Genomic DNA, 26,319 nt, shown 5'->3' on the forward strand with positions numbered 1-26,319 from the left:
CTTCGCCGGTTCATACCGCTGTACATCATGCTTCTGCCGGGACTTGCTTACCTGGCTATCAACAATTACATGCCGTTGTTCGGCTTGTCGATTGCTTTCAAGGACATTAACTTCCGCAAGGGGCTGTGGCACAGCGACTGGATTGGATTCCAGAACTTCGAATACCTGTTCAAAACGAGCGACGCCTGGCTTATTACGCGCAATACGCTGCTCTACAATGCCGTATTTATCGTGCTTGGACTAGCCGTTGCGGTCGCGATCGCCATCCTGCTGAACGAGATCCGCAGCCGAATCGCATCGCGCTTGTACCAGAGCGTCATTATCCTGCCATACCTAATTTCGATTATCCTGGTCAGCTATCTGGTCTATGCCGTGTTAAGCATCGATACGGGCTTTATTAATAAGACCATTCTTCCAGCGTTAGGCATGGAACCGATCAACTGGTATAACGAACCGAAATATTGGCCTTATATCCTGACGTTCGTCCATCTGTGGAAGGGAGCGGGTTACTCCTGCATCGTCTTTCTGGCGGCCATCATCGGCATTGATCCGGAATACTACGAAGCGGCGAAGCTGGACGGTGCCTCCAAGTGGCTGCAAATCCGCAAGATTACGATTCCGATGATTACGCCGGTTATCATCATGCTGACGCTGCTGGGCATCGGCCGGATTTTCTACTCGGACTTCGGCTTGTTCTATCAGGTGCCGATGAACTCGGGAGCGTTGTTCTCCACGACAAACGTTATCGATACGTATGTATTCCGGGGGCTAATGCAGCTTGGCGATATCGGCATGTCCGCCGCAGCGGGATTTTATCAGTCGCTGGTCGGCTTCGCGCTTGTCCTCGTCTCCAATCTGGTCGTCCGCAAAATCAACAAAGAGAACGCGTTGTTCTAGAAAGGAGCCCTTGTTATGGATAAAGAAAACCGAATCTGGCAGTGGTCGGCGCATGTCATTATGATCGTTCTTTCAGTCGCATGTATTTTGCCGTTTATTCTGCTGTTTATGGCTTCCATTACCGACGAGTCGGCGATTGTAAAAGACGGCTATACGCTTTTCCCGTCGGCCTTCAGCTTTGAGGCTTACGAATACATCTGGAAGCAATCGAGCCAGATTTTCCACGCTTACGGCATTACCATCCTGGTGACGGCGATCGGAACGCTGGCGAGTCTGATCATGACCTCTTTGCTGGCATACCCGCTGTCGCGCAAGGATTTGCCGGGAGGTCAGACGATTGCGTTTATCGTCTTCTTCACGCTGTTGTTTAACGGGGGACTTGTCCCGACTTATCTGATCTATACGCAAGTCTTTCATTTAAAAAATACGTTGTTTGCCTTGCTAATCCCATGGCTGCTTATGAACGGCTTTAACGTGCTGCTCATGCGCACCTTCTTCTCCACAACGATCCCAACGGCCGTATTGGAGTCGGCGGCGATCGACGGAGCGGGCGAATTCAAGACGTATTTCCGAATTATTTTGCCGCTGTCGATGCCAATCCTCGCTACGGTCGGCATGTTCCAGGCGCTTGGTTATTGGAATGACTGGAACAACGGGCTTGTGTTCGTGACGGATCCGGATTTGTTCAGTCTGCAAAACGTGCTTAACCGCATTATGAGCGATATTCAGTTCCTGACCCAGAACAGTAAAATGGGAACAACCCAGGCGTTGGCCCAGCTGCCAAGCGAAACGTTCCGGATGGCGATTGCGGTCATCGGCGTTATTCCGATTCTGCTCGTTTATCCGTTTTTCCAGAAATATTTCGTAAAAGGGATGACGATTGGCGCCGTGAAGGGCTGATCGGATCCGGCCCCATAGCACATGAAGGGAGAAGAGAGAACGATGATCGGATTATGGCATGCTTTTGTAGAAACGCCGCGGCTTAAGCTGAAGCTGCAATTTAAAATACAGAAAAAAGCGGACTATACGCTGGATATCGCGATGGAGCCTATTCCGCTGCCTATCCGAATGGAAACGGTGGAGGCGGAGAGCGGGAGTCTTCGCGGCACCGGATATGCATTCTGGAAGCCGGACGAACAGGTCAAGGTTGACCTAGCGTTCGAAGAGTCGACTTTTACAGGGACCTTGTATATCCCGTTGTTTGGTTCGTTTGCGCTGCAAGGCGGGAAGGGCCGTGGTCCTTTCTTGTCGGAGGCGTTAACCGAGACGGTGAGGCCTTACCGCAGCGGCAAGGTAGTCGATCGCACGGACGAAGAAATAGCTGCCGCAGTAGAGCGATTGCTCGGCAAGCTCTCGCTGGAGGACAAGATTGGCCAGATGTGTCAGTGCATGGCTTCCAACTTCTCGTTTGGCGGTACGGTCAAGACGGATCCCCCGGAGAAGCTGATTGCCGAAGGCCGTGCAGGCTCGGTATTGGGCGCGTTTGACGTGAGCCGGGTGTTCGAACTGCAAAAAATTGCGGTGGAGCAGTCGCCGCATAAGATTCCGCTATTCTTCAACGGCGATATTATTCATGGAGCGCAAACGATCTTTCCGGTTCCGCTTGCATGGTCCTGCAGCTGGGATATGGAAGCGATCCGGGAAGCCTGCGCGATTGCGGCCAAGGAAGCAAGCGCATCGGGCATTATGTACAATCATGGTCCAATGATCGATATTTCCCGGGATCCCCGGTGGGGGCGCGTCGTGGAAGGCGCAGGCGAAGACCCGTACCTGGGATCGTTGATCGCCAAAGCGCAGGTGGATGGCTATCAGGGTGGTTCTCTTCTGGAAGAGGAGACGATTATCGCCTGCCTGAAGCATTTTATCGGCTATGGCGCCGCTGAAGGCGGACGGGATTACAATACCGTTGATATCTCGGAAGGGACGCTGCGGAATCTTTATTTGCCGCCGTTCCAGGCGGGGATTAAAGCCGGCGCAGGCTCGGTGATGAACGCTTTTAACATTTATCAAGGTATCCCGGTGGCCGCAAGCTCCTACTTGCTGAAGGAGCTGCTCCGGGATGAGCTCGGCTTTGAAGGCATCTTGATCTCGGATTACGGCGCGGTTGACGAAATTGTGGAACACGGCTATGCGAAGGACGCCAAGGAAGCGGCCAAGCACGCGGTGAACGCGACGATGGACATCGAGATGGTAACCCGTTCCTACGATTATATTCCGGAGCTTATCCGCGAAGGCAAGCTGTCGGAATCGCAGCTGGACGAAGCGGTACGCCGGATTTTGACCCTCAAGTACAAGACCGGGCTGATGGATGATCCGTTCCGTTATATCCGTCCGGAGCAAGAGATCGAATCTCATTTCAGCGATGCTCATCTCCAGGCAAGCCGAGAGCTGGCGAGGAAATCGATTGTGCTGCTGAAGAACGACGGAGTGCTTCCGCTTGCGGCGGACGCCGGCAAAATCGCGCTGATCGGTCCGTTCGCCGACAGCAAGGATCTGCTTGGACCATGGCAATTTTCCCGGTACGGCCATGAGACGGTGACCTTGTACGAAGGGCTGCGGGAAAAGGGCATTCCGGAAGAAAGCTTGCTGTTTGCTGCTGGTTCCAGAGTGAGTGCTCCTCTTGAAGGGGGAATTGAGGCCGCGGTAGAACAAGCCGGGCAAGCGGATTTGGTCATTCTGGCGCTTGGAGAGAGCAGTGATATGTCCGGCGAAGCGGCATCAAGAATGAGTCTGGAGCTGCCGGAGGCGCAGCTTCGGCTGGCTGACGCCGTCATTCGTGTCGGCAAGCCGGTCGTGCTCGTGCTGACAAACGGACGTCCGCTTGTACTGACAGGGTTGGAGAATAGAGTAAATGCGATTCTTGAGACGTGGTTCCTAGGCTCGCAGGCGGGACATGCCATTGCGGATGTGCTTGCGGGGGATTACAACCCTGCCGGCAGACTGACGATGAGCTTCCCGGTACACACCGGACAGGTTCCGGTTTATTACAATCATTTCCGTACCGGACGTCCGCTTACGGAAGCGAACGCAGCCGAGAAATATATCAGCAAATATTTGGATGGTCCCAATGAGCCGCTTTATCCGTTTGGCTACGGACTAAGCTATACCCTGTTCGAATACGGGGAAGTCACCTTGGACCGGCATCAAATGAAGCAAGGCGAAACTCTCCGTGCAAGCGTAACGGTCACGAATGCCGGGATCCGCGCAGGAGAGGAGACGGTGCAGCTGTATATCCAGGATGTTCATGGCAGCGTAGTGCGCCCTGTGAAGGAATTGAAGCGTTTTGCGAAAGTGGCGCTTAAAGCGGGGGAAAGCCGGGAGATCGTGTTTGAAATTACTCGTACGGACCTCGAGTTTTGGTCGCCGAACAACGGCTATAGGGCCGAGCCCGGAGACTTCCGCATCATGATTGGGCCTAATAGCCGCGATGTGCGGACAGCCCGAATGGAATTAATCGAATAGCGAAGGAGATGCTTCAATTGACTGCTCAGGTACGAGATATAAAAGCGCTGATCGCGCAAATGACATTGGAAGAGAAGGCGAGTATGTGCTCCGGTTCGGATACGTGGCATACGCGCGGCATTGAACGCCTTGGCATTCCGTCCGTGATGGTAACGGACGGCCCGCACGGTCTGCGCAAGCAGCGCGCGTCGGCGGATCATTTAGGCTTGTTCGACAGCGTTCCGGCTACTTGCTTCCCGTCCGCGGCGGGTGTTGCAAGCTCGTGGAACCGCGAGCTGATCGGGCGGATGGGCGAAGCGCTCGGCAGGGAATGCCAAGCCGAGGAAGTAGCGGTGCTGCTCGGTCCGGGAGCGAATATTAAGCGCTCGCCGCTTTGCGGACGCAACTTCGAATATTTCTCGGAGGACCCGTATTTGTCCAGCGAGATGGCTGCCCATCATATCCTTGGCGTACAGAGCCAGGGGGTAGGGACTTCGCTGAAGCATTTCGCCGCCAACAATCAGGAGCACCGCCGCATGACCTCCGATTCGATTGTAGACGAGCGGACGCTGCGCGAAATTTATTTGGCAAGCTTTGAAGGGGCTGTGAAGAAAGCTCAGCCTTGGACGGTGATGTGCGCGTACAACAAAGTGAACGGTGAATTCGCGTCGGAGAATAAAGAGCTGCTCACGGATATTTTGAAGGAAGAATGGGGTCACGAAGGTTTTGCGGTGTCGGATTGGGGAGCGGTGAATGAACGGGCTAAAGGTCTTGCAGCGGGACTTGAACTCGAAATGCCGGCAAGCCATGGGGAGGGCCAGCAGCAAATTATAGAGGCAGTACGAAACGGTGAGCTTGCGGAAGCCAAGCTGGACGAGGCCGTTGAGCGCTTGCTGAACATCGTGTTTCGCGCGGTGGACGAGCGGCGTCCGGATACGGTGGTTGATTCGGAAGAGCATCATCGGCTGGCCCGCGAAATCGCGCGCGAAAGCATGGTGCTGCTCAAAAATGAAGACGGTATTCTGCCGCTTGCCAAAGGCGGAAAAATCGCCGTCATTGGAGCCATGGCCAAAGAGCCCCGTTATCAGGGAAGCGGAAGCTCCCAGATCCGGCCGACCCGGCTTGAAGATATAAGCGAGGAGCTTGCGAAGTCAGCCGGAGACACGGCAACGCTTCGTTATGCGAAGGGCTATGAGCTGAATGCGGAGGAGCCGGAGGAAGAGCTTATGGCGGAAGCCATTCAGCTGGCCAAGGCTTCGGACGTTGCGGTTCTGTTTGCGGGGCTGCCGAGCCGTTACGAATCCGAAGGGTTTGACCGCAAGCACTTGCGGATGCCGGCCAATCAAGCTGCGCTGATCGAAGCCATCGGCAAGGAGCAGCCGAATTTGGTCGTCGTTCTTAGCAATGGGGCCCCCATCGAGATGCCATGGCTGGATAGCGCCAAAGGCGTGCTTGAAGCGTACTTGGGCGGGCAGGCCCTAGGCGGGGCAATCGCCGATCTGCTGTTTGGCGACGCTAATCCTTCCGGCCGGCTGGCGGAGACGTTCCCCGTACAGCTGAGCGACAACCCGTCCTATCTGTTCTTCCCGGGCGAAGGAGATAAAGTGGAGTACCGGGAAGGGATTTTTGTCGGCTACCGCTATTACGACAAGAAAAACATCAAGCCGCTTTTCCCGTTTGGTCATGGTCTAAGCTATACGGATTTTGCATATTCGGAGCTTACCGTGGATAAAGAAACGATGATGGATAACGAGACTCTGCATGTTTCCGTCAAAGTGACCAACATTGGCCTTCGGGCAGGAATGGAAGTCGTCCAGCTCTATGTGCGGGACAAGGAAAGTACGGTCATCCGTCCGGACAAGGAGCTGAAGGGATTCGATAAAATCCGGCTGGAGCCGGGCGAATCCAAAATCGTATCGTTTGAGCTGGATAAACGAAGCTTTGCGTATTATGACAGCGAACTTCATGATTGGATCGTAGAAACCGGCGAATTTGAGCTGCTGATTGGGCGCTCCTCCCAGGATATCATATTGTCTGAGACCGTAACCGTGCAGTCGACGACAGTCCGCAGAATGGTGTACCATCGCAATTCGACCTTGTCGGAGATCAGCCAAAGCTCATCCGGACAAAAATTCGTTAACCAGCTTATCGCTAACCTTCCGTTCTCTGCCGGACTCGCGGACGAACATGCCGCGATGCTGCGGGCCTTTATGGAGCATATGCCCCTTCGCGGTTTGCTCTCGTTTAGCGGAGGCAAGTTTACGGAAGCGGGACTTCAGGCTATATTGACGCAGCTGAATGCGCAAGATCAGGAGGGACAAGAACGATGACAACGCCGAACTATCTCTATCCTCAGCCTCGGAGCTATAAGTCGTCAGGAAAAAAATCGCCTGCCGCCGTCCGGTTCGAGATTTATCCGGTTGGCGAAGAAGCGGTACGGATGGCGGAAAAGCTTGAAGTCGCGGATCGCCTTGCCGCTTACGCTTCGGCTGCGGACTCAACGGAGCATGCGGCAACGCTGGCCGTTATCGAGCATCAGCCCGGACTTCATCCGCAAGGTTATATTCTGGAGTGGAACTCCGCGGGACTCCGGCTCGCGGCAAGCACGGCACAAGGCCTTCATTACGCGCTGCTCACCGCCGGACAGATGATGGAGTCGCAGCAAGGGGAGTGGGCGCATTGCCTGATCGAGGATGAACCGGATTTTCCGGTCCGCGGCGTTATGCTCGACATCGGCCGGAACAAAATTCCGAAGATGGAAACCTTGTTCGCGTTCGTCGATCAAATAGCCGCGTTGAAGTTCAATCATCTCCAGCTTTATATGGAGGGGTATAGCTTCGATTATGAGAAATATCGCGCTTTATTCCCGGAAGCAACGCCTTTAACGGCTGCGGAATACCGGCAGCTGGACGCTTACGCTTCAGAACGGTTTATCGATCTCGTGCCAAGCCAGAATTGTCTGGGCCATATGTATCCGTGGCTTACGAAGCCGGAGCTCCGGGATATAGCGGAGCATCCGGAAGGAATGCCAACGCCGATGTCCTTCAAGCTGCCGCCTACGACCATGAATCCGGCTGACGTGCGTTCTGCTGCGCTTGCCAAGGATCTGTTCGACGAGCTGCTCCCGAACTTCTCTTCCGAATATGTCAATCTGAATATGGACGAGCCGTTTGGGCTTGGCACCGGCGCGAGCAAAGAGCGGGCGGACGAGATTGGCGTCGGCAAGCTTTACATGGAATATGCGAAGCAGATGTTTGCTATAGTCCGTTCCCATGGCAAAAAGCCGATGATGTGGGGAGACGTGCTTACGCATCATCCGGAGCTTGTCAGCGATCTGCCGGACGATGTTACGGTGCTGCATTGGAATTACGATGCTCCGATTCCGTACGAACCGCATTGCAGAAGGCTGCAGGAGCATCATATCCGCTATTACGTCTGCCCGGGAACAAGCGGCTGGTCCTCCATCGCAGGCCGCACGGACAACATGCTTGGAAATATTGCCGATGCGGCGAGGAATGGCCTGGCGTATGGCGCGGCAGGACTGCTCGTCACCGATTGGGGCGATGGCGGACATTGGCAGGTACCGTCCGTCAGTTATCCGGGTCTTGCGTTTGCAGCCGGTGCCAGCTGGCAGTTGAACGCCAATCTCGATCATTTGGATGCGCTCAAGCATCATGTCTCGCTCAGGATGCTGCAGGATCGAAGCGGAATCGGCGGAGAGCTGCTCATGACTTTAGGCCGTTACTGCAACATGGAGAGATGTACGATTGAAAACGCTACTTATACGAGTTATTTGCTGAACCACGGGCTGTCCTCCCAAGAGACGCTTGAGCGGGACACCCAATTGCTGCCACGCATTGCGAAGCTTCTGGGAGGCGTCGGCACGCCATTCGAGCTCGACTATCGTTATTCCGAAATAAGCGAATGGCTGGATGCGCGGCGCGGGGAGGTTGAAGCACTGGAGCTCTTTGGTCCCGACGCGGAGCTTGTGAAGGACGAGCTGTTAAATACGCTGCGGTTAATCAAGCAAGGAGCCGGCCTGCACCGGTATATTTATCGCCAGGAGCTCGCGGATGATGCGGCCCTGTTGGATTGGCTGAAGCATCTGCATACCGAGCTCTTGACGGTAATGGATGAATTCAAGCGTCTCTGGCTGGCCCGCAACCGCGAAGGCGGTCTGGCTGACAGTATGGCGGCTTTTCGTAAGCTGATCGGGCAGTATGAGGAACAGCTGCAGCAGTGATGGGGGGCTTGCGCGGATGGTATTTTTAGATGCCTGCAGTATAAAGGCGTGGTCTACCATGCAATGAGTTTGGAAAAGTGTCCTATGAAAAACGATCAGAATGTAAAGGGGAGGATACCGGCACGATGAACACTATTTTATGCTTTGGAGATTCCAACACGTACGGCTTAAACCCGCGAGGAGGACGATTCCACCGGAACGTTCGCTGGCCGGGTATTGTTCGGGAGCTGCTTGGACAAGAATACGAGATCATAGAGGAAGGGCTGCCGGGGCGGACAACCGTATGGGAGGACCCGGTAGAAAATGTGATGAGCGGCAAAGCTTATTTGCCTCCTTGTCTGCGATCGCACGCACCGCTGGAGCTGGTTGTGCTTATGCTTGGAACCAATGATCTAAAGGCGCGATATGCCGTTTCCGCTGCGGATATTGCGCTAAGCGTACTGTCGCTGGTTCAACTCGTTCGCTCGACGCTCCCCGGAGACGGCGAACGAACGAGTCCCCAAGTATTAGTGCTCGTCCCTCCGCCGATTCGGGAGGCAGGGTTGTCCGCCAGTATATTTGCCGGCGGAGAAGCCAAGTCGAGAAGGCTAGGCGAGGCTTTCAACAAGCTGAAGCCTTATACAGATGCAAGCATCCTCGATTTAGCTGCTGTTATTACGACAAGCGAAATTGATGGTTTGCATTTTGACGCTGAGGAGCATAGGAAGTTGGGAGAAACGGTTGCCAGAGAAATAAAAGCCATGCTGGAATAATCATTAGTAAAAGAAGAGATCGTTCTCAGGGCAGAGGATGCTGGTGTGTCCCCTATTAAACAACATTAATTTAATAACATCGATTTTGACTCGCCGAAAACCCTTGATTTTATTGGATCTCCGATAAAGAACTTTATGTTCTCTCATCTCGGCGGATAATCGAAATAATTTCCTGAAGCTCAGGCAAATGCTTGTGCTTGCTCTTATAGCCAATTAACAGATCATTGGTGACGGTCAGATTGTCGAAGCAGGTATGAATGTCAGCTTTCGAATTATCGAGCAGATAGGTAGGGATGACGCTGATTCCGGCTCCCATCTCGACGGCTCTAATAACCGCATGCAGATTAGGAATCACATGCTTGGGCTTGATTAGAGGACGTCTCTTGAAATGCTCTCTCCACAGACGCCTGATAATCGGGAGCTCCAGCCCGTAAGAAATCCATCGCTGCCCGGACAGCCATTCCTCGATTTCTTTGGGATGACGAAGTTCGGGGATCTCAAGCGATGCCGGTGTTATAATCGTAAACGTCTCTTCCATAAGCAGCTCATACTCAATGCCGGGCACGATAAATTTCTTCGGAGTAATAATAAGCTCCACCTGATCCTCCTTCAACAGCTCCAGCAATTGATCCGCCGTTCCGAAGTAAGAGACGCTGCACATGCCGGAATTCGCAACCTTGGGAAGAAGCAGCTCCTGGAAATATTCCAGAGACAAGCCGATGCGGAACACTTTATTGTTCGGCAGGGACGTGGATTTCAGCGCGGCCGTGGTTTCCTCCAGCGATTCAACTAACGGCGCAACCCGGGAATACAGCTCTTTGCCCCGCTCGGTTACGACAAGTCTCCTGGATACGCGCGTAAATAAGGCTTCGCCTACTTCAGCCTCCAAGGCGGCGAGGTGCTGGCTCATGGCGGGCTGCGTCATCATTCTGGTCTTGGCGGCTTCGGAGACCGAATGATGCTTGTATATGGCGATAAAGCTTCGATACCATTCAAAATCGACCATTTTGATGTTCCACCCTCTACAGTTCAATAAAACGGATTATAAATTTTTTTATGGTTTAATGCAATTTATATAATTAGTTTTATTGTAGAGGCGAGGGTATAATGGGCTCTGTAACCTTTTTTACAAAAGCCTGTTCATGAGTTGTCCAAACCTGGGTACATTATGATGTAGCCGGATCGGAGCCGTGGAACTATAGAAATAGAGGAGAGATTGTATTTTGAAGCACTTATTTACTCCGTACGAGATTAAGAGCTTGTCCTTGAAAAATCGCGTCGTTATGCCGCCGATGTGCCAATACTCGGTAACGGCCAAAGACGGCATCGCAAACGATTGGCATTACACGCATTACGTCAGCCGCGCGGTTGGCGGCGCGGGATTGATTATTATCGAAATGACCGACGTCGAGCCGGACGGCCGGATTACGGACTATGATCTGGGATTGTGGTCGGATGATCATATTCCGGCCTTAGCTCGCATTGTCGATGCCGTCCATCAGCATGGGGCGAAAATAGGCATTCAGATTGCCCATGCCGGCCGTAAGGCCGAGGATGCGGAGCTGCCGGTAGCCCCGTCGGCTATCCCGTTTGACGAAAATTCCAAAACGCCTCGAGCTTTGACTACCGAAGAAGTAGAGCAAATGGTGGAGAAATTTAGACTTGCCGTGCGCCGTGCCGTACAGGCTGGCGTAGATACGATTGAGATCCATGGTGCCCATGGCTACCTGATCCATCAGTTCGTGTCCCCGCTGACGAATAAAAGAAGCGATAAATACGGCCAAGACCGGGCGCTGTTCGGAACAGAAGTCATTAAAGCCGCGAAAAGCGAAATGCCGGCCCATATGCCCTTAATTATGCGGATTTCCGCTAGGGAATACGTAGAAGGCGGCTATGGCATTAACGAAAGCATCGCCTTTGCGAAAGAATTTCAAGAGGCCGGCGTTGATCTTTTCCATATCAGCGCGGGTGGAGAAGGTCAAATTGCGGCTGCGGGCAGACCGGGCACGCATGCGGGTTACCAGGTGCCTCTCGCTAGAGCCATTAAAGAAGCATTGAAAGTCCCGGTTATTGCGGTCGGCAGACTAGACGATCCAGCGCTTGCCAACTCCGTGATCGGCAACGAAGACGCGGACCTCGTAGCCGTTGGCCGTGGGATGCTTCGCAATCCATACTGGGCTCTCGAAGCAGCAACCGTTCTCCACAAAGAAATCGATGCTCCAAGACAATACGAGCGCGGCTTCCCGCGCGATTAATATAACGAAGGCGGGACAGCCTGATAGGCGTGCCCCAAATATCGCAAAGAGGCTGACTCAATCCTAGGTTGAGTCAGCCTCTTTTTGTTGCATAGCCTGCTTTTCATTGCCAGTTGCGGATTTTCCCCGGCGCAATCCCGTAGGCGTCTTTAAAGAGATGGTAGAAATGGCTGAGATTATCGAACCCGGCTTCGTAAGCGATATCGACGATGGGAAGCTGCGTGGTGAGCAGCAGGTTTTTGGCATGGCCTAGCTTCAGGTGGTTTAAATAAGCCGTTGGCGTCATGCGGAGATATTGCTTGAATACGCGGTTAAGATGGCCGTCGCTGCGGTCCGTCAATTCTCTCAGGCGGGGCAGTCCGGCGCTGAAATTTTCTTTCCGCTGCAGCTGCGCGAGCAGATGGTCGAACCATTGCGGCAGCGCTTGCGTGCTGTCGTTCCGGAACTCGAGGAAGAAATGGGTTAAGGCATCGCTTAAGAAGCTGCGGGCCATCGTTCTTGCCTTCTGTTTGTCGGTCGAGTTAAACAGCTGGATTTGCTCGCTTTTTCTCATGAGAGCCTCCATGTCCGTTCCGGGCAGCATAATGACGGGCGGAAGCTGCGGACTTCGGAGCGCCTGGGCAAACGCCGCGTGGCCGATATAATCGAAAGCGCCCTCTACGACTTCCTTGTAGAAGTTGACGTTCAGGAACTGGCAGTCCTCTCCTTCCAGCAAATCATAGCCATGCGTGTCGTCGGGGCGGATGAATACCATGGCTCCCTCTCTCAACAATTGCGTATTCCCATTGACCAGGTGCGTGCACCGGCCGGAAATGACGATAAAGATTTCGTAGAAGTCGTGTCCGTGCAGAGGGTACGCATGCCTGACCGAATCCACGATGTGAAAATTGGATTGCACAAGCGGATCAATCAAAGCTGCCGCGTACAGCATGGGAGCGGTCATGGCGGCTGCCTCCTTAAGTCGTTGTTAGTTATTTGATGTTAATATAGCACAAAAAAAGCATCTGCGTTACAAGACGAATTCTCTCGCCGAGTGCTACGATAAGCCCGAATCATGCTTCCCTTTCGTCATAGCGGTTAGTCGGACGCATCATTCCAGTACAATCCATATATTTGAAAGCAGGTTGATAAGCATGCGCTCAGTAACGCTAAACGGCAATTGGACGATGAAAAGAACGGATGAGGCGGAGTGGAACAATGCCATTGTTCCGGGCTCGGTATTTCATGATCTGCTGTCTGCGGGCAAGATGGAGGATCCCTACTTCCGCGATAACGAATACGATATTTTGGAGCTGACGAAGTTCGATTACGAATACCGCCGCAGCTTCCTCGTCGACGAGGATCTGCTGCTCATGGACCGCGTGCTGCTCCGCTGCGAAGGACTGGATACGCTTTGCGAGGTTTACGTCAACGGACAAGCCGTTTTAAATACGGACAATATGCACCGGACCTACGAAGCGGATGTGAAGGGGCTGCTCACCGCAGGCAGCAATGAGATTCACGTCATTATCCGCTCAGCCACGAACTTCGTGCTTGCGAAGGATAAGGAGCTTTTTCTAACGAGCTGCGCCGACGCCGTACCGGGCATCTCGCATCTGCGCAAAGCGCATAGCATGTTTGGCTGGGATTGGGGTCCGCAGCTGCCGGATATGGGGATTTGGCGGGACATGTCGCTTTGCGGCTTCCATATCGGCCGGATCGAAGATATCTACCTTACGCAGCAGCATGGCGACCATAACGTCAACGTGAATATCGCCGCGGAATTGCAGCGCTGGTCCTCCGATGAGCCGCTTGCCCTATACGCTACTATCGAGACACCGGACGGAAGGACGCTTGGGGCGTCGGCCGCTCAAATCGGAGACAGCGCAAGTCTTGCGATTGAGGTTCGGGATCCCGAGTTATGGTGGCCGAACAATCTCGGAAGCCAGCCTTTATATGCGGTTCGGGTTGAATTGCGGAGCGGAGACCGGATTCTGGATGAACGCTCGCTGAGCATTGGACTCCGGACGCTGCGGGTCGTCCGCCAGCCGGATAAGTGGGGTGAGTCGTTTGCGTTTGAAATAAACGGTCATCAGATCTTCGCGATGGGCGCCAATTTTATTCCGGAGGACAATATCTTCGGGCGGCGCAGCAACGAGCGGACGGAACAGCTGATCCAAAGCTGCGTGGAAGCTAACTACAATTGCATCCGCGTCTGGGGCGGCGGTTATTACGCCGACGATTATTTCTACGACCTGTGCGACCGGCATGGCCTGATCGTATGGCAGGATCACTTATACGCTTGCGGCGCTTACGATTTCAATGACGAGTTCAAGGAAAATATCCGCCTCGAGACGATCGACAATATGAAGCGGATCCGCCACCACGCCTCGCTGGGCCTATGGAGCGGAAATAACGAGCTGGAATACGCCTGGGCGTATTGGGGCTGGACGGAGCGTTACGGCGAGAAGCAACGCGACGATTACCTGAAGCAGTTCGAAGAGTTCCTGCCGGCGCTGTCGCAGTCGCTTGATCCAAATACGTCCTATTTGCTATCATCGCCCTCATCCAAGGGGGGGATCGACGATCCGAATAATGAAAATATCGGCGACATGCATTATTGGGACGTCTGGCACGGACGCAAGCCGATAACGGAATACCGGACGCTGCATCCCCGTTTTATGTCCGAGTTCGGATTGCAATCGTTCCCGTCCATCAAGACGGTCGAGACGTTTACGCTCCCCGAAGACCGCAATATTTTCTCGCGGGTGATGGAGGCTCATCAGAAGAACGGCACCGGCAACGAAAAGATCATGTATTACATCAGCGAGTATTTCAAATACCCGAGAAACTTCGAGAAGCTGCTGTACGTCTCCCAGCTCATCCAGGCCGAAGGCATGCGGGTTGGCGTGGAGCATTGGAGACGCAACCGGGGCAGATGCATGGGGGCGGTCTACTGGCAGCTTAACGACATCTGGCCGGGCGCATCCTGGTCGAGCCTGGATTACTTCGGCAGATGGAAGGCGACGCATCATGCCGCCAAGCGGTTTTTTGCGCCGGTGCTTGCATCCGCTCTGGAAGAAGGGACAACGGTATCGCTTCATGTGACCAACGAATCGCTGCAGGCCGTAAGCGGGCAGCTCCGCTGGCGGCTGCTGGACCGCAAGTCGGAGGCGATCCAATTCGGAGAAGCCGACGTAACGCTGGATGCGCTCGCTTCGGAAGAGATCGTCTCGCTGGACTTCTCGGAGACGCTGTCGACCAAGCAGCTGCTCAGCCAAAGCTATCTCGCCTTCGAATTTGTCATTGGCGGTGAGACGATCAGCGAGGGTACGGCCCTGTTCGTGAAGCCGAAGCATTTCGAGCTGCTGAATCCGGAAATCCGCGCCGAGGTGACGGAGGAAGACGACCGTTTTGTCGTCAAGCTGGAGAGCCAGGCGTTTGCGCCGTTTGTCCTGCTGGAGCTGAGTCATGCCGACGCCCGCTGGAGCAACAACGTATTTGCTCTTTCTGCGGGCCGTCCGGCCGTTGTGACGGTACCGAAGGACGGCTTGTCCGAGCCGCTTAGCCTGGCTGCGTTCCGCGAACAGTTAGCGGTTACTAGCTTATACGATACGTTTGAATAACGTTCTTTAAAGGGAGGACACATGCCAGGCAATAGCCGTTTGCGTGTGTCCTTTCTCTTCGGGGGTGCCAATCAAATTGACAAACATAGCGATAGAAAACCAATCGTTGTTGCGTAGTTCGAAAGGCAGGCGCTGCGTACAATTAAGCTAGAAAGAGGTGATACGATGTCTGCCATACTTAAATACAAATGGCAATATCTCATGATCATGCCGGCCGTCGTGCTGCTTCTGCTGTTCAGCTACGTGCCGATGGCCGGCATACAGGTCGCGTTCAAGGACTTCCATATCGGCTATACGATTTGGAACAGCCCATGGACCGGCTTCGAAAATTTCGCATTCCTTCAGGACAGCCAATTCTGGCTGGTGGTGAAGAACACCGTGTACATCGCGCTGCTTAAATTCGTATTCGGTTTTCCCGCCCCCATTATCTTAGCTTTGATGATCAACGAGGTAAGCCGCGGGGGCTTCAAGCGATTCGTGCAATCGGTCAGCTATTTGCCCCATTTTTTCTCCTGGATTGTAGTCGCTTACATTCTGCAGTCGCTGCTCACGCTGGACAACGGTCTCGTTAATCAGCTGATCGTGTCTCTCGGCGGCGATCCGGTATTTTTCCTGGGCTCGACCGAGTGGTTCCGCCCGATGATCGTGGCGAGCGGATTGTGGAAGGAAGTAGGCTGGAACACGATTCTGTATCTGGCCGCGATTACGTCCATCGACCCGCAGCTTTACGAAGCTGCCAAGGTTGAGGGAGCGGGCCGTCTGGCGCAAATCCGGCACATTACGTTCCCGGGTATTCTGCCGACGATTTCCATCGTCCTGATCCTCAGCATGCCAAGTCTCATAGCGGTCGGCATGGATCAGATTTATCCGCTGATGAACCCTGCCAACCAGCCGGTTGCGGATGTTCTGGATACGTATATTCTCCGAAGCGGTTTGCAGCAAGGCTATTTCGGCAGCGCGACGGCAGTAGGCTTGTTGTCTTCGGTAATCAGTCTGCTGCTGGTTCTCAGCACGAACCAGATATCCAGAAGAATCAACGGAGAGGGGCTCTGGTAACCGATGAAGCGTTCAACCGGCGAAAAGTTCGGACAGGCGGTTATTACCCTGCTCCTTCTGCTGCTCTGCCTGACGGTCCTGTATCCGTTCGTTTACATGCTGGCGATTTCCCTGAACACGGGCAGCGACGCCGCCAAGGGAGGCGTATATTTGTGGCCGAGGCAATTCACGTTGTCCAACTTCCATATCGTGCTTGGCAACAAGGTCATTCAGCACTCTTACCTGATTACGATTCTTCGAACGATTATCGGCACGGTGAGCGGGCTTCTGGTGACGCTGCTGGCCGCGTTCGCCTTGTCCTACAGGCAGATGCCGGCGAGAAAGACGCTGCTCGCGATCGTTCTGATCACGATGCTGTTTAGCGGCGGTCTCATACCGTTCTATATTCAGCTGTATGATTTGTCTCTGATCAACACGTTCTGGGTATACGTTCTGCCAAGCGCCTTTTCAGCCTGGAATATGTTCGTCATGCTGAAGTTTATCCAAGGCATTCCGGAAGCGTTGATCGAATCGGCGGAGATGGACGGCGCGAAGCCGCCAAGAGTCCTGTTCTCGATTATCATTCCGTTATCCAAGCCGATGCTCGCCGCGCTTGGTCTCTTCACGGGCGTTATGCACTGGAACGACTGGTTCGCCGGCGCCTTCTTCGTCTCGGACCAGAATCTCATTCCGGTCCAAACGTTCTTGCAGCAGCTGCTCTCCGCACAGGATATCTCGGTGGTGATGGGCTCCAATAATAGCGTGGAGGCACTCGCGCGGGGCAGCCAAAACCTGGCTCAGGTGACGCTGATGTCCGTGAAGATGGCAACCGTCATGGTAAGCGCCATTCCCATTCTGTGCGTGTATCCGTTCCTTCAGCGGTTTTTCGTCAAAGGCGTACTTATCGGTTCGGTCAAAGGATAAGACATTTCGTTCTTGTTGCATGTTATCGCAGGGTATTAGGATTGACCACATATACCAAAATAGCCAGACAGAGAGGGGAAAAAACATGAAAAGTCGCGCATTTTACGCGAAATCGACCACAGCCGGCGCGCTCGCCGCGCTTATGCTGGCCTTAACCGCCTGCTCGGGCGGAGGCGGCAGCTCGACGAACTCGCCATCCCAGGATCCGGAACAGACCGGGCAGACGGCCGAGGGAGGCAAGCAGCAAGGAGGAAAGTTTAATCTGTGGCTCGGATGGACGACCACCGTCAATAACGACAGCATGGTGCAAAAATATTGGAGAGAGAATGAACCGTTCATCGATGTGCAGATCGAATCCACGCAAGGCGACGCTTCCACCGCGCTTAACCTGAAGCTGAATACGGGCGGCTTCGATGATGCGGCCATCTTCGGGCGGAGCGACGTTATCAATACGTCGATGGTTCGCTCCGGTACGATCCAGCCGCTTGAGAAATACTTCGACATGCCGGACAAATATCCGGGACTCGCTTCGATTCCGAAGCAATATCTGGATGCGATGAAGGACAAGGACGGACATATCTGGTCCATTCCGACGTGGTATGACCAGAACCCGGAAGATCCATGGCCGGGCTGGGCATCTCTTGGTTGGTTCGTACGCGAGGACGTCCTGGAGAAAGCGGGCATGAAGAAAGAAGATTTGGCTACGATTGAAGGCGTGGAGCAATATTTGAAGGCGGCAAGCCAGCAGACCGACGCCTCCGGCAACAAGCTCATCCCGCTGGGCTTCCTGTCGGATGCCAACGACGAGAACGTCATTCTGAACACGTTCGGCGTATCGACCAGCGGCGGCGGCGTCGTACCGGTGGAGAAGAAGGGCGACGACTACGAGTTCATCTATGATAATCCGCAATACAAAGAAGCTTACAAGTGGATGAACAAAATGTACAACGAAGGACTAATCGACAAAGAAGCGATCACGGACAAAAAAGAGCGCTACAAGGAAAAAAATCAGTCCGGACGCATTGCGATGAACGTTGGCGGATTCTTCAACATGGATGCACATCTGTGGGAAGTGCTGAACGGACCTACCGCACCGGCCTGGTATTATCAGACTGTTCCGTATCCTAAGGTGGCCGGCGTAGACAAAGTCGGCATTAACACCATCATTAATCCGAATCCGGGCGATGACGTGTATATCAGCAAAAATACGAAAAATCTCGACGCCATACTCAAATTCTTCGATTATACGCTTACGCCTAAGCCGGAAATGCAGCAAGTCGTCAATGAAGGACCTGCGGGAACCTTCTGGGATTGGGTGGATAAGCCGCTGGGCAAATGGCATTATATCGACGAGAACTACACGGCGCTTCACGATTCCGGCGATGCAGCGAAGAAAGCAAGCACAACGCCTGAGCTTTACGCAACGTCCTCGTACAGCAACGAGTGGTATCCATGGTGGAATTACGAGGCTACCGACACCGTAGCGGGACGACAGAAGACAATCGATTTCACCAACGCAATCAGCAAAATGGGAGCTATTCGGGTTGCGGAGCCGTATGACTTGGTCAAATCGGAACCGGGCAGCCTGTGGGAGAAATATTCGCCCGAGCTGGAAAACGTAAGGAAGGAATACAAGGCCAAGCTGATGATGGCCAAGGACGACAAGGCCTTCGAAGCGGCATGGACCGAGTTCCAGTCGGCGCTTGAGAAGCGCGCGCATTGGAGCGAGCTGAAGGATGAATGGCATCAGCTGCTATCCAAGCAATTCCCAGGAGCATAAACACATAGATACGGCGCAGCTCAGCCGTAAGAGAAGGGAAGCCGGGATGCCGGCTTCCCTTCCGTCGGCTGCGGCCGGGCATTTTTCAGGAAAGGAGCGGGGCCTTTTGCGCTTCCCTCTCTCTCGATGGATCATCCGATTTACCCGCGGCATGAGTCTCCGCGGCAAGATTTTGTCCTTATACGTGCTTATTCTGCTGCTGCCTACGCTGCTATTGGGAAGCGGTTCCGCGTATTTGGTTGCCCGCGGCTTCCACAACAGCTATTTGTCCGCCGTGGATGAGACGGTCCTGCAGACGGCGCAGATTACCGATTTCAGCAAACGAAACTACGATCTGTTGGCCGTCCGAACGGCGACCGACGGCGAGCTGATAGCCCGTCTCTCCAGGCAGTACGTCGATATGACGGAAGTGGTGGATACCGTCAATTACGTGGACCGCACCTTCCTGCTTACGGGCAAGTATTTGCCCGGCATTTTGGATTTCCGCATTTATCATACGAACGATACGCTCGTGCAGGACGGTCAGCTGTTATGGCGCCCGGAATCGAGAATCATTGCGGGCCAGAAGGAAAGCGCGTGGTATCGGGATACCATGGCTGCCGCGGAGCCTCTCAAATGGAGCAGCGTGCCGGGAAGCCAGGATCGTTTCGTCATCACGCACAAGATTGTAGACAGGACGGGGACTCCGCTGGGTCTCGTTTATATATTGCTGGACTATGACGCTGTATTCGGGGAGCGGGTCGACCGTCCGTTTAACGATAAGGGAAGCTTGTTCATCGTGGATAACAACCGGAGCATCCTGGCGGCAACCGACCGGGAGCAGATCGGGAAAAGGCTTGCGCTAAGCGAGTGGCAAGAGGAACTCCAGGAGGACGACATCAACGATAAAGCTCATTGGCTGGATCTCACGCACAGCAAAGAGCTGCTCATCGTTAAGCCGCTATCTTCCGGTTGGAGCGTTGTTTCGTCCACCGCGATGAGGCAACTCAGCACCCAGGACCGCATGATCCTGCTTCTTATTGCCGGGATTACGATCTTCTTTTTGCTGCTGTCCGTATCTTTGATGATGACCGTCGTGCAGAACATCGTTCGGCGGATCCGCAAGCTTGGCAACCGAATGGGCGATCTGTCCCGGGGTGAATTCGAAGCGGCCATCCGCTACAGCGAGCGGGACGAATTAGGCGACCTGGAAAATAGGTTTAACCTGATGTCCGAACGTCTAGGAAAACTCGTCGAAGACATCACGCAAGCCGGCTTGCAGGAGAAGGAGCAGGCATTCAGGGCATTGCAGGCCCAAATCAATCCGCATTTTATCTATAATTCGCTGGGGCTGCTCCGCTGCGCGCCATGGATGCGAGGGATCAGGAGCAAATTCAGATTATCGACGCGCTGACGACCTTCTACCGGCTGACACTGAACAATCAGATTAGCGTTATCCGAATCAGGGAAGAGGTAGAGCATGTGAAGGCATACCTGGAAATCTGCGAATTCCGCTATCCGGGCAAAGTCCGGCTTGAGTGGGAAATCGACGAATCGGCGCTTGACTTGTATACGATCAAGACGGTGCTGCAGCCGATTGTGGAGAACTGCTACCAGCATGGCGCTATTGTCCGCAAGCAGGACGCTTTCATCCGTATTTCCATTCATAGTAGGGATGGCCGGGTCATTATGTCGGTGTTCGACAACGGGCAGGGCATTTCCGGGGATACGATCAGGCAGCTGGCTGAGGGAGTGTACGAAGGGAAAGGGAACGGTTTTGGCTCCACGAATATTAAGGAGCGGCTGGCGCTGTATTTTGGCGACGATGCCCGTTATACGATAGAAAGCGCTTTGGGAGCATGGACGCTGGTTACGATTGATTTTCCGGCCTGCCGGGTCCAGCCAGTCATTAAGAAGGGGCGATAGGGATGCTGAACGTACTTATTGTGGATGACGAAATATCGCATGTGCAGGGACTCGTCCGGTTTATCGAATGGGAGAAGCTTGGCTATGCGGCACCGTCGACGGCAGAATCTGGAGAGGAAGCCGTAGAGATTCTTCAAGGCACGGAATTTGATGTGCTGATCACCGATGTTTCCATGCCCGGCATGACGGGGATCGAGCTTGCGGCGGAGGCGAAGCGGCTTCATCCCCATATTCAGATTCTGATGATCAGCGGCTACAACGAATTCGAATTCGTCCAGGATGCCATCCATGTCGGCGCTCAGGCCTATGTACTGAAGCCGCTCAAGATTGAAGAGGTGGCTTCGCGTCTGCAGAGCTTTCGGAGCGCCATTGAGATGCGGAAGGAAGTCGTGGAGCAGACCCGGGAGCTTGAGAAAAAAGTGTCGGGCAGCGTAAAGCTCGTCAAAGAAAGGTTCGTAGACGACCTGATCGCCGAGGACCTTCCCGTAGATGAGTTAATGGCTTCTTGGGACGGCCTGCTGACGCTTCCCGTTCTGGATCCCGGATACCAGATTATCGTGCTTGGCCTGGACCGCAATCCCTCCTCCGGGCAGGAGGCGAAGCAGCGGATGCTTCTTGGCAGCAGCTTTAAGAAAACGGTGGAAATCGCCTTCTCCCATGACGATTCCGTCTGGCTTGCGCAGACTTCGTTCGACGAATTCGTTGCGCTCCACGTTAATCCGTCGCCGGCAGCGCGCGCCAAGGCGGAGAAGCAATATCAGTTTATTCAAGCCATCATGAGCGAGCAGTACGGGGCAAGCGTGACGATCGGCTGCAGCCGCGAAGGCTCCGCTTGGGAAGAAGCGCCGCTGCTGTACAGGGAAATACGGTTCAGCATGACCAAGGCGAGGCTGATCGCCGACGGTCAGATCGTGCGTGGAAGCGAAGCGGAGCCGGGCGACTTTGCGGCCTATCGGATGCATGACGAATTTATTCCGGGCTTGCTTAAGCGGCTTGACTCCGGCGATGCCGGGCAGGTTGCCGAATACATGGACCGTATCAAGGACGCGCTGCTTGCGACGGGGAATGCTTCTTTCTCCTATGCGCAGGCCTTCGCCATGAGCTTCCTGGGCGAGCTGATCCGTCATTTGAAGTGGAAGAACGAGCCGGACAGCGAAGCGAACATTCTGCTGTGGCGGCAAATGCTCGATTGCGGAAGCGCCTTGCAGCTGGCTGAACTGCTGACCGGCTACGTGCAGCGTTATATGGATACCGAGCAGAAAGCGCAATTGAACCAGCAGCATAACCTGATCCGGAGAGTATCCCTGTTTATTGAGGAGCGGCTTCACGAGCATTGGACGGTGAAGCAATTGGCGGAGCAATTTAATTTGAATGCCAGCTATCTCAGCGTGCTGTTTAAGAAGGAGATGGGAAGGACGATTTCCGAGTTCGTTCAGGATACCCGCATTACGCGCGCCAGAAAGCTGCTTCAGGATCCCAACGTTAAGGTCTACGAGGTCGCCGACCAGGTGGGCATTCAGACAACCGCGTATTTTACTTATTTGTTCAAAAAGCTGGTGGGCGTCACCCCGCAGGAGTACCGGGATTACGGTTATTCACCAGAAGACGCCCGAGACCTTTAAACAGCCTTCTTCAGCTCAAGCCAAGACGTTCGTATTGCTCGGGCGGCGCATCGCTTGCCTTCATAAGCGAGATAAGCAGCCCCTGCATCCGGTTCTCGGCCTCTTTGTCCTCCAGCGGCCTCAATTGATCCGGATCGTTAACCGTGTCGTAGAGCAGGGTCCCCATCCGGTGGGCGGGGACAAAGCTGTCCGCTTTGATCCGGAGCGTGCGCACGCCTTTCGTAAACGGGAAGGGCTCGGCCAGCTCCATGCCGCGCAGCTCTTCAATGGAGAACAACGAGGCCATATGCGTAGGCATCAAGGTGTAATTGTATAAAGGCGAGTTGTCCGGATGCACGGGGGCGCGCATATAAACGTATTGCCCGTCGGTGCAGTTGACGTGGGCGCCATGTATGCCGAACAGCACGGCTTCGCGGCTGCGCCGTCCTTCGGCTTCCGCCTTAAGCGCCTCCGACAGCGGGATGCCGGTCATATCCGGCGGGGCCGGAACGCCAAACAGCTCGAGCAGGGTTGGGGCAAGATCGATCATTTGCGTTAATTGGCCGCATCTTCTGCGGTGGTCGCCAGAGCGCGGATCCCATAGAAAAAGCGGCGTGCGGGCGATTTCGTTATAGAAAGGCATCATGCTTTTGCCCCACCAGTCATGCTCGCCGAGGAGCAGGCCATGATCCGTCGTGACGATCAGCATCGTATCCTTCCACAGATCATACTCGTCCATTGCGTCCAATACCTTGCCTAGCGAAGCGTCGCACATGCTGAGCAGCGCCGTATATTCGAAGCGGCAATGCTCGATTTCCTGCCTGGTTTCCTGTACCTTGGCGTAATTGGGCCAGTCGAAGGGCTTGCCTTTATAGTCATGGGGATAGAGCTCCCGGTAGGCTTGCGGCGCAAAAAAAGGCTCATGCGGGTCAAAGGCTTCGATCTGCAGAAGCCATTTGTCTTCGCTCCGGTTGGTCCGAATAAACTCCAGCCCCTTCTCGAAGGTCTGCGACTGGGAATGGTCGGCCTCCGTGCTCATATATTGCCGGTTAATCCAATCCTGCCGGAACAGCCATCCGCGATACCCTTCGTATCGATGGACATGCTCCGGAATATCGGGATTCGCGACAACGCCTTTCCAAGGATCGCCTTCCTGCCCGCGCACGTTGTCCCAGGTCGTATATTGGTTATGGTAGGTTGCGCCGCCTGCCTCCCAGTAATGATAGTGGTCGCTGACCAAATGCGAATAGACCCCTTGCTGCCGAAGCAATGCGGGCAGGGAATCGTCAAAAGGCTCCAGCGGTCCCCAGCTTCGATGCAGGAAGTTATGACGGCCGGTGAGCAGATCCCGTCTTGCGGGCATGCAGGGCATGCTGCCTACCCAGTTGTTGTCAAAGGTTACGCTTCTTTCCGCAAGCCTGCTGAAGTTGGGCGCATGGACATCCTTTCCTCCGTAGGGAGGCAGCATATGGCGGTTCAGCGAATCGAACATGACGATTATGGCTTTCATTCGGATTCTCCTTTTGCGGGAATTTATTTGAAATTAAAGAAATCGGATCATCGTGCATCTTCCGCGACTTCATTATACCCCCTTGCGGGGGAGAGGCCATTGGCACAGCGGTTGGATTTTTATCGATTTGATTGCCTGCTTGTCTGAATCATCATATCGTCCATCATTATCCGTATATCGTTAATGGATTCGCGCTTCTTTTTTCCGTACGATTAGCCCATCAAATACATGAGGTGATTCTCTTGAGCATACAATTCGATTCCGATTTGCGGTTATTTTCGATCATGACGGCAAACAGCTCCTACGTGTTTGGATTAAACGATAGGGGGATCCTGCAGCACTTGTATTGGGGGGCTCCCGTTGACGCTGCCGACTGCGCGCTCCTGATGGGTTCCCGTTCGCATAGCTCGTTTGACGCCGCGCTTGACCGGGAAGCGGAAGAATACGCCTACTGGGGCGGACTGTCGTATATGGAGCCAACGCTGAAGGTTCGCTTGCACGATGGCGTGCGCGATTTGCGTCTTGTCTACGACGGCTATCAAACGGAAGCAGAAGGCGGCAAAGAGACGCTCACCATTACGCTGAAGGATGAGACGTATCCAATTGAAGCCCGTCTGATCTATACGGTGGTGCCGGGGCTTGATTTGATTGAGCGGTCCGCGGCTATCGTGAATACGGGCAGCGAGGATATCGTGCTGGAGAATGCCCAATCGGCAGCGTGGACGATGCCAACGCTTGAGCATTACCGGCTGACGCACGTAACGGGCAAATGGGCCGGCGAGTTTCAACGGAGGGAGACGGTGCTGTCGGAAGGGAAGAAGGTGCTGGAGTCCCGCCGCGGCTTTACCGATGCCCACGCGAATCCTTGGTTTGCGATCGACAACGGCAGAGCAACGGAGGAAGCCGGCGAGGTATGGTTCGGGGCGCTGGCCTGGAGCGGCAACTGGAAGATCGTCGCGGAGAAAACGGCGTTTGACCTTGTGCGGGTAACGGGCGGCATCAACGACTTCGACAGCGAATGGACGCTGGCTTCCGGAGAAAGCTTCGAGACGCCCGTATTTATCGGGGGATACGCTTGCGGCGGCTTTGGTTCGATGAGCCGCATGCTGCATCGGTATCAGTATGAAGTCGTGGCTCCCGGACGGGACTTGCGCAAGGTGCTGTACAATTCGTGGGAAGCGACGTACTTTGACGTTAACGTGCAGGACCAGACGGCCCTTGCCGAACGTGCGGCGAAGCTTGGCGTAGAGCTGTTCGTCATTGACGACGGCTGGTTCGGGCAGCGCAACCACGACCGGGCGGGTCTTGGGGATTGGACCGTTAATCCGGAGAAATTCCCGAACGGGCTCGGCGAGCTGATTGACAAGGTTCGCGGACTTGGCATGGAGTTCGGCATCTGGGTCGAGCCGGAAGCCGTAAACCCGGACAGCGAGCTGTACCGGAAGCATCCGGACTGGGTCTACCATTTCCCGACCCGCTCGCGGACGGAGCTGCGCAATCAGCTTGTCCTCAATATTTCCATGCCGGAAGTTAAAAGCTACATCATCGGCTTTATGTCCGATCTGCTGGAGCGTCATCGCATTTCCTTCGTGAAATGGGACATGAACCGGACCATTACCGAGCCGGGCATGATGAATCATCCGCTGAACCGGCAGAAGGAACTGTGGATCCGCCATGTGCGCAGCCTGTACGAGATCTGGTCGGAGCTGCGCGAGAAATTCCCGCATGTCGCGTTCGAGACCTGCGCGGGCGGCGGCTCCCGCATCGACTTCGGCATGCTGCGTTACGCGGACCAAGCTTGGCCAAGCGACAACACGGACGCTTTCGACCGGCTGAGCATTCAAGAAGGCTTCTCGTATGCGTACGCGCCTAAGCTGATGACCTGCTGGGTGACGGAAGAGGTAAGCGGAATGAACAAACGCGCGACTTCCATCCCGTATCGCTTCCACAGCGCCATGACGGGCACGCTTGGCATCGGCGCCAATCTGAATCATTGGAGCGAGGAGCAGCTTGCGGAAGCGGGCGCTTTGGTCGCGCAGTACAAAACGGTGCGTCCGCTCGTTCAGGAAGGCCGGCAGTATCGCTTGAGCATGCTGAGGCATAAAGGCGTCGAAGCGGTGCAATACGTCGGCATCGGCGAAAGCGGGGAAGAGGAAAGCGTGCTGTTTGCCTTCCTGCATTCGCAGAAGCTGGGAGACCGATTCCCGCGCTTGCTCCTGCAGGGCCTTAACCCGGACAAGCAATACCGCGTTGAAGGCATCGATGGCGTGTTTAGCGGACGCGCGCTTATGCGGATCGGAGTGGAGCTTCCGCTGAGAGGCGACTTCGACAGCCTGATGTACCATATCCGGGAACAACGATAATCCTATCC

18 protein-coding genes are annotated in these 26,319 nt (G+C 54.5%); 15 read left to right on the plus strand and 3 right to left on the minus strand.

Features of this window, described 5'->3' with window-relative positions:
• Positions 1-27: 27 nt before the first annotated feature.
• From EV294_RS25140 to EV294_RS25165, 6 genes are all read left to right on the plus strand, one after another.
• On the plus strand, positions 28-897 hold the full coding sequence (locus EV294_RS25140) for an ABC transporter permease (RefSeq protein ID WP_207918196.1): 870 nt from the start codon (positions 28-30) through the stop codon (positions 895-897).
• Positions 898-912: 15 nt separating this feature from the next.
• Positions 913-1,797 (plus strand): carbohydrate ABC transporter permease, encoded by an 885-nt coding sequence (locus EV294_RS25145; RefSeq protein WP_132311904.1) that lies wholly within the window; start codon positions 913-915, stop codon positions 1,795-1,797.
• A gap of 42 nt (positions 1,798-1,839) precedes the next feature.
• On the plus strand, positions 1,840-4,359 hold the full coding sequence (locus EV294_RS25150; protein ID WP_132311906.1) for a glycoside hydrolase family 3 N-terminal domain-containing protein: 2,520 nt from the start codon (positions 1,840-1,842) through the stop codon (positions 4,357-4,359).
• Between the two features lie 59 nt (positions 4,360-4,418).
• On the plus strand, positions 4,419-6,668 hold the full coding sequence (locus tag EV294_RS25155) for a beta-glucosidase (protein WP_481856092.1): 2,250 nt from the start codon (positions 4,419-4,421) through the stop codon (positions 6,666-6,668).
• Positions 6,665-8,581 carry a beta-N-acetylhexosaminidase gene (locus tag EV294_RS25160; RefSeq protein WP_132311910.1) on the plus strand — a complete coding sequence of 639 codons (1,917 nt, stop codon included), beginning with the start codon at positions 6,665-6,667 and terminating at the stop codon, positions 8,579-8,581. The genes EV294_RS25155 and EV294_RS25160 overlap by 4 nt, the downstream gene beginning before the upstream one ends.
• Positions 8,582-8,706: 125 nt before the next feature.
• On the plus strand, positions 8,707-9,333 hold the full coding sequence (locus EV294_RS25165; RefSeq protein ID WP_132311912.1) for an SGNH/GDSL hydrolase family protein: 627 nt from the start codon (positions 8,707-8,709) through the stop codon (positions 9,331-9,333).
• 133 nt (positions 9,334-9,466) lie between these two features.
• Here the strand turns inward: EV294_RS25165 and EV294_RS25170 are convergent, their stop codons facing one another.
• A complete protein-coding gene (locus tag EV294_RS25170; RefSeq protein ID WP_132311914.1) occupies positions 9,467-10,339 on the minus strand; it encodes a LysR family transcriptional regulator in 873 nt (290 codons plus the stop codon).
• A 217-nt stretch (positions 10,340-10,556) separates the two neighbouring features.
• On the opposite strand from EV294_RS25170, the gene EV294_RS25175 reads away from it, so the two are divergent.
• Entirely contained in the window at positions 10,557-11,588 is a 1,032-nt protein-coding gene (locus tag EV294_RS25175; protein ID WP_132311916.1) for an NADH:flavin oxidoreductase/NADH oxidase, read from the plus strand.
• 103 nt (positions 11,589-11,691) lie between these two features.
• Here EV294_RS25175 and EV294_RS25180 read toward each other — a convergent pair whose 3' ends face one another.
• A complete protein-coding gene (locus EV294_RS25180; RefSeq protein WP_132311918.1) occupies positions 11,692-12,531 on the minus strand; it encodes an AraC family transcriptional regulator in 840 nt (279 codons plus the stop codon).
• Positions 12,532-12,721: 190 nt separating this feature from the next.
• Here EV294_RS25180 and EV294_RS25185 point away from each other — a divergent pair, with 190 nt between their 5' ends.
• The 7 genes from EV294_RS25185 to EV294_RS25210 all read left to right on the plus strand — a co-directional run bounded on the left by EV294_RS25185 (position 12,722) and on the right by EV294_RS25210 (position 22,459).
• A complete protein-coding gene (locus EV294_RS25185) occupies positions 12,722-15,193 on the plus strand; it encodes a beta-mannosidase (RefSeq protein ID WP_132311920.1) in 2,472 nt (823 codons plus the stop codon).
• A gap of 165 nt (positions 15,194-15,358) precedes the next feature.
• Entirely contained in the window at positions 15,359-16,249 is an 891-nt protein-coding gene (locus tag EV294_RS25190; RefSeq protein ID WP_132311922.1) for an ABC transporter permease, read from the plus strand.
• A gap of 3 nt (positions 16,250-16,252) precedes the next feature.
• On the plus strand, positions 16,253-17,152 hold the full coding sequence (locus EV294_RS25195; RefSeq protein ID WP_132311924.1) for a carbohydrate ABC transporter permease: 900 nt from the start codon (positions 16,253-16,255) through the stop codon (positions 17,150-17,152).
• Between the two features lie 85 nt (positions 17,153-17,237).
• Positions 17,238-18,932 (plus strand): type 2 periplasmic-binding domain-containing protein, encoded by a 1,695-nt coding sequence (locus EV294_RS25200; RefSeq protein WP_132311926.1) that lies wholly within the window; start codon positions 17,238-17,240, stop codon positions 18,930-18,932.
• On the plus strand, positions 18,889-20,325 hold the full coding sequence (locus tag EV294_RS25205; RefSeq protein WP_243711793.1) for a cache domain-containing sensor histidine kinase: 1,437 nt from the start codon (positions 18,889-18,891) through the stop codon (positions 20,323-20,325). The genes EV294_RS25200 and EV294_RS25205 overlap by 44 nt, the downstream gene beginning before the upstream one ends.
• The gene (locus EV294_RS30810) at positions 20,280-20,837 is read left to right on the plus strand and encodes a sensor histidine kinase (RefSeq protein ID WP_243711794.1); all 558 of its coding nucleotides are present in this window, start codon (positions 20,280-20,282) and stop codon (positions 20,835-20,837) included. Before EV294_RS25205 ends, EV294_RS30810 begins: the two co-directional genes overlap by 46 nt.
• Before the next feature lie 2 nt (positions 20,838-20,839).
• Positions 20,840-22,459: a response regulator gene (locus EV294_RS25210; RefSeq protein ID WP_132311928.1), complete on the plus strand. Its 1,620-nt coding sequence runs from the start codon at positions 20,840-20,842 to the stop codon at positions 22,457-22,459.
• Positions 22,460-22,469: 10 nt separating this feature from the next.
• Here EV294_RS25210 and EV294_RS25215 read toward each other — a convergent pair whose 3' ends face one another.
• Complete coding sequence (locus EV294_RS25215) at positions 22,470-23,948, minus strand: sulfatase (protein ID WP_132311930.1); 1,479 nt, start codon at positions 23,946-23,948, stop codon at positions 22,470-22,472.
• 284 nt (positions 23,949-24,232) lie between these two features.
• Between EV294_RS25215 and EV294_RS25220 the strand changes: the two genes are divergently transcribed.
• Positions 24,233-26,311, plus strand: coding sequence for an alpha-galactosidase (locus tag EV294_RS25220; protein ID WP_481856093.1), 2,079 nt, complete (start codon positions 24,233-24,235; stop codon positions 26,309-26,311).
• Positions 26,312-26,319: the final 8 nt, after the last annotated feature.

This window comes from Paenibacillus sp. BK033 (genome assembly GCF_004345425.1).
In the GTDB taxonomy this organism is placed as follows: domain Bacteria; phylum Bacillota; class Bacilli; order Paenibacillales; family Paenibacillaceae; genus Pristimantibacillus.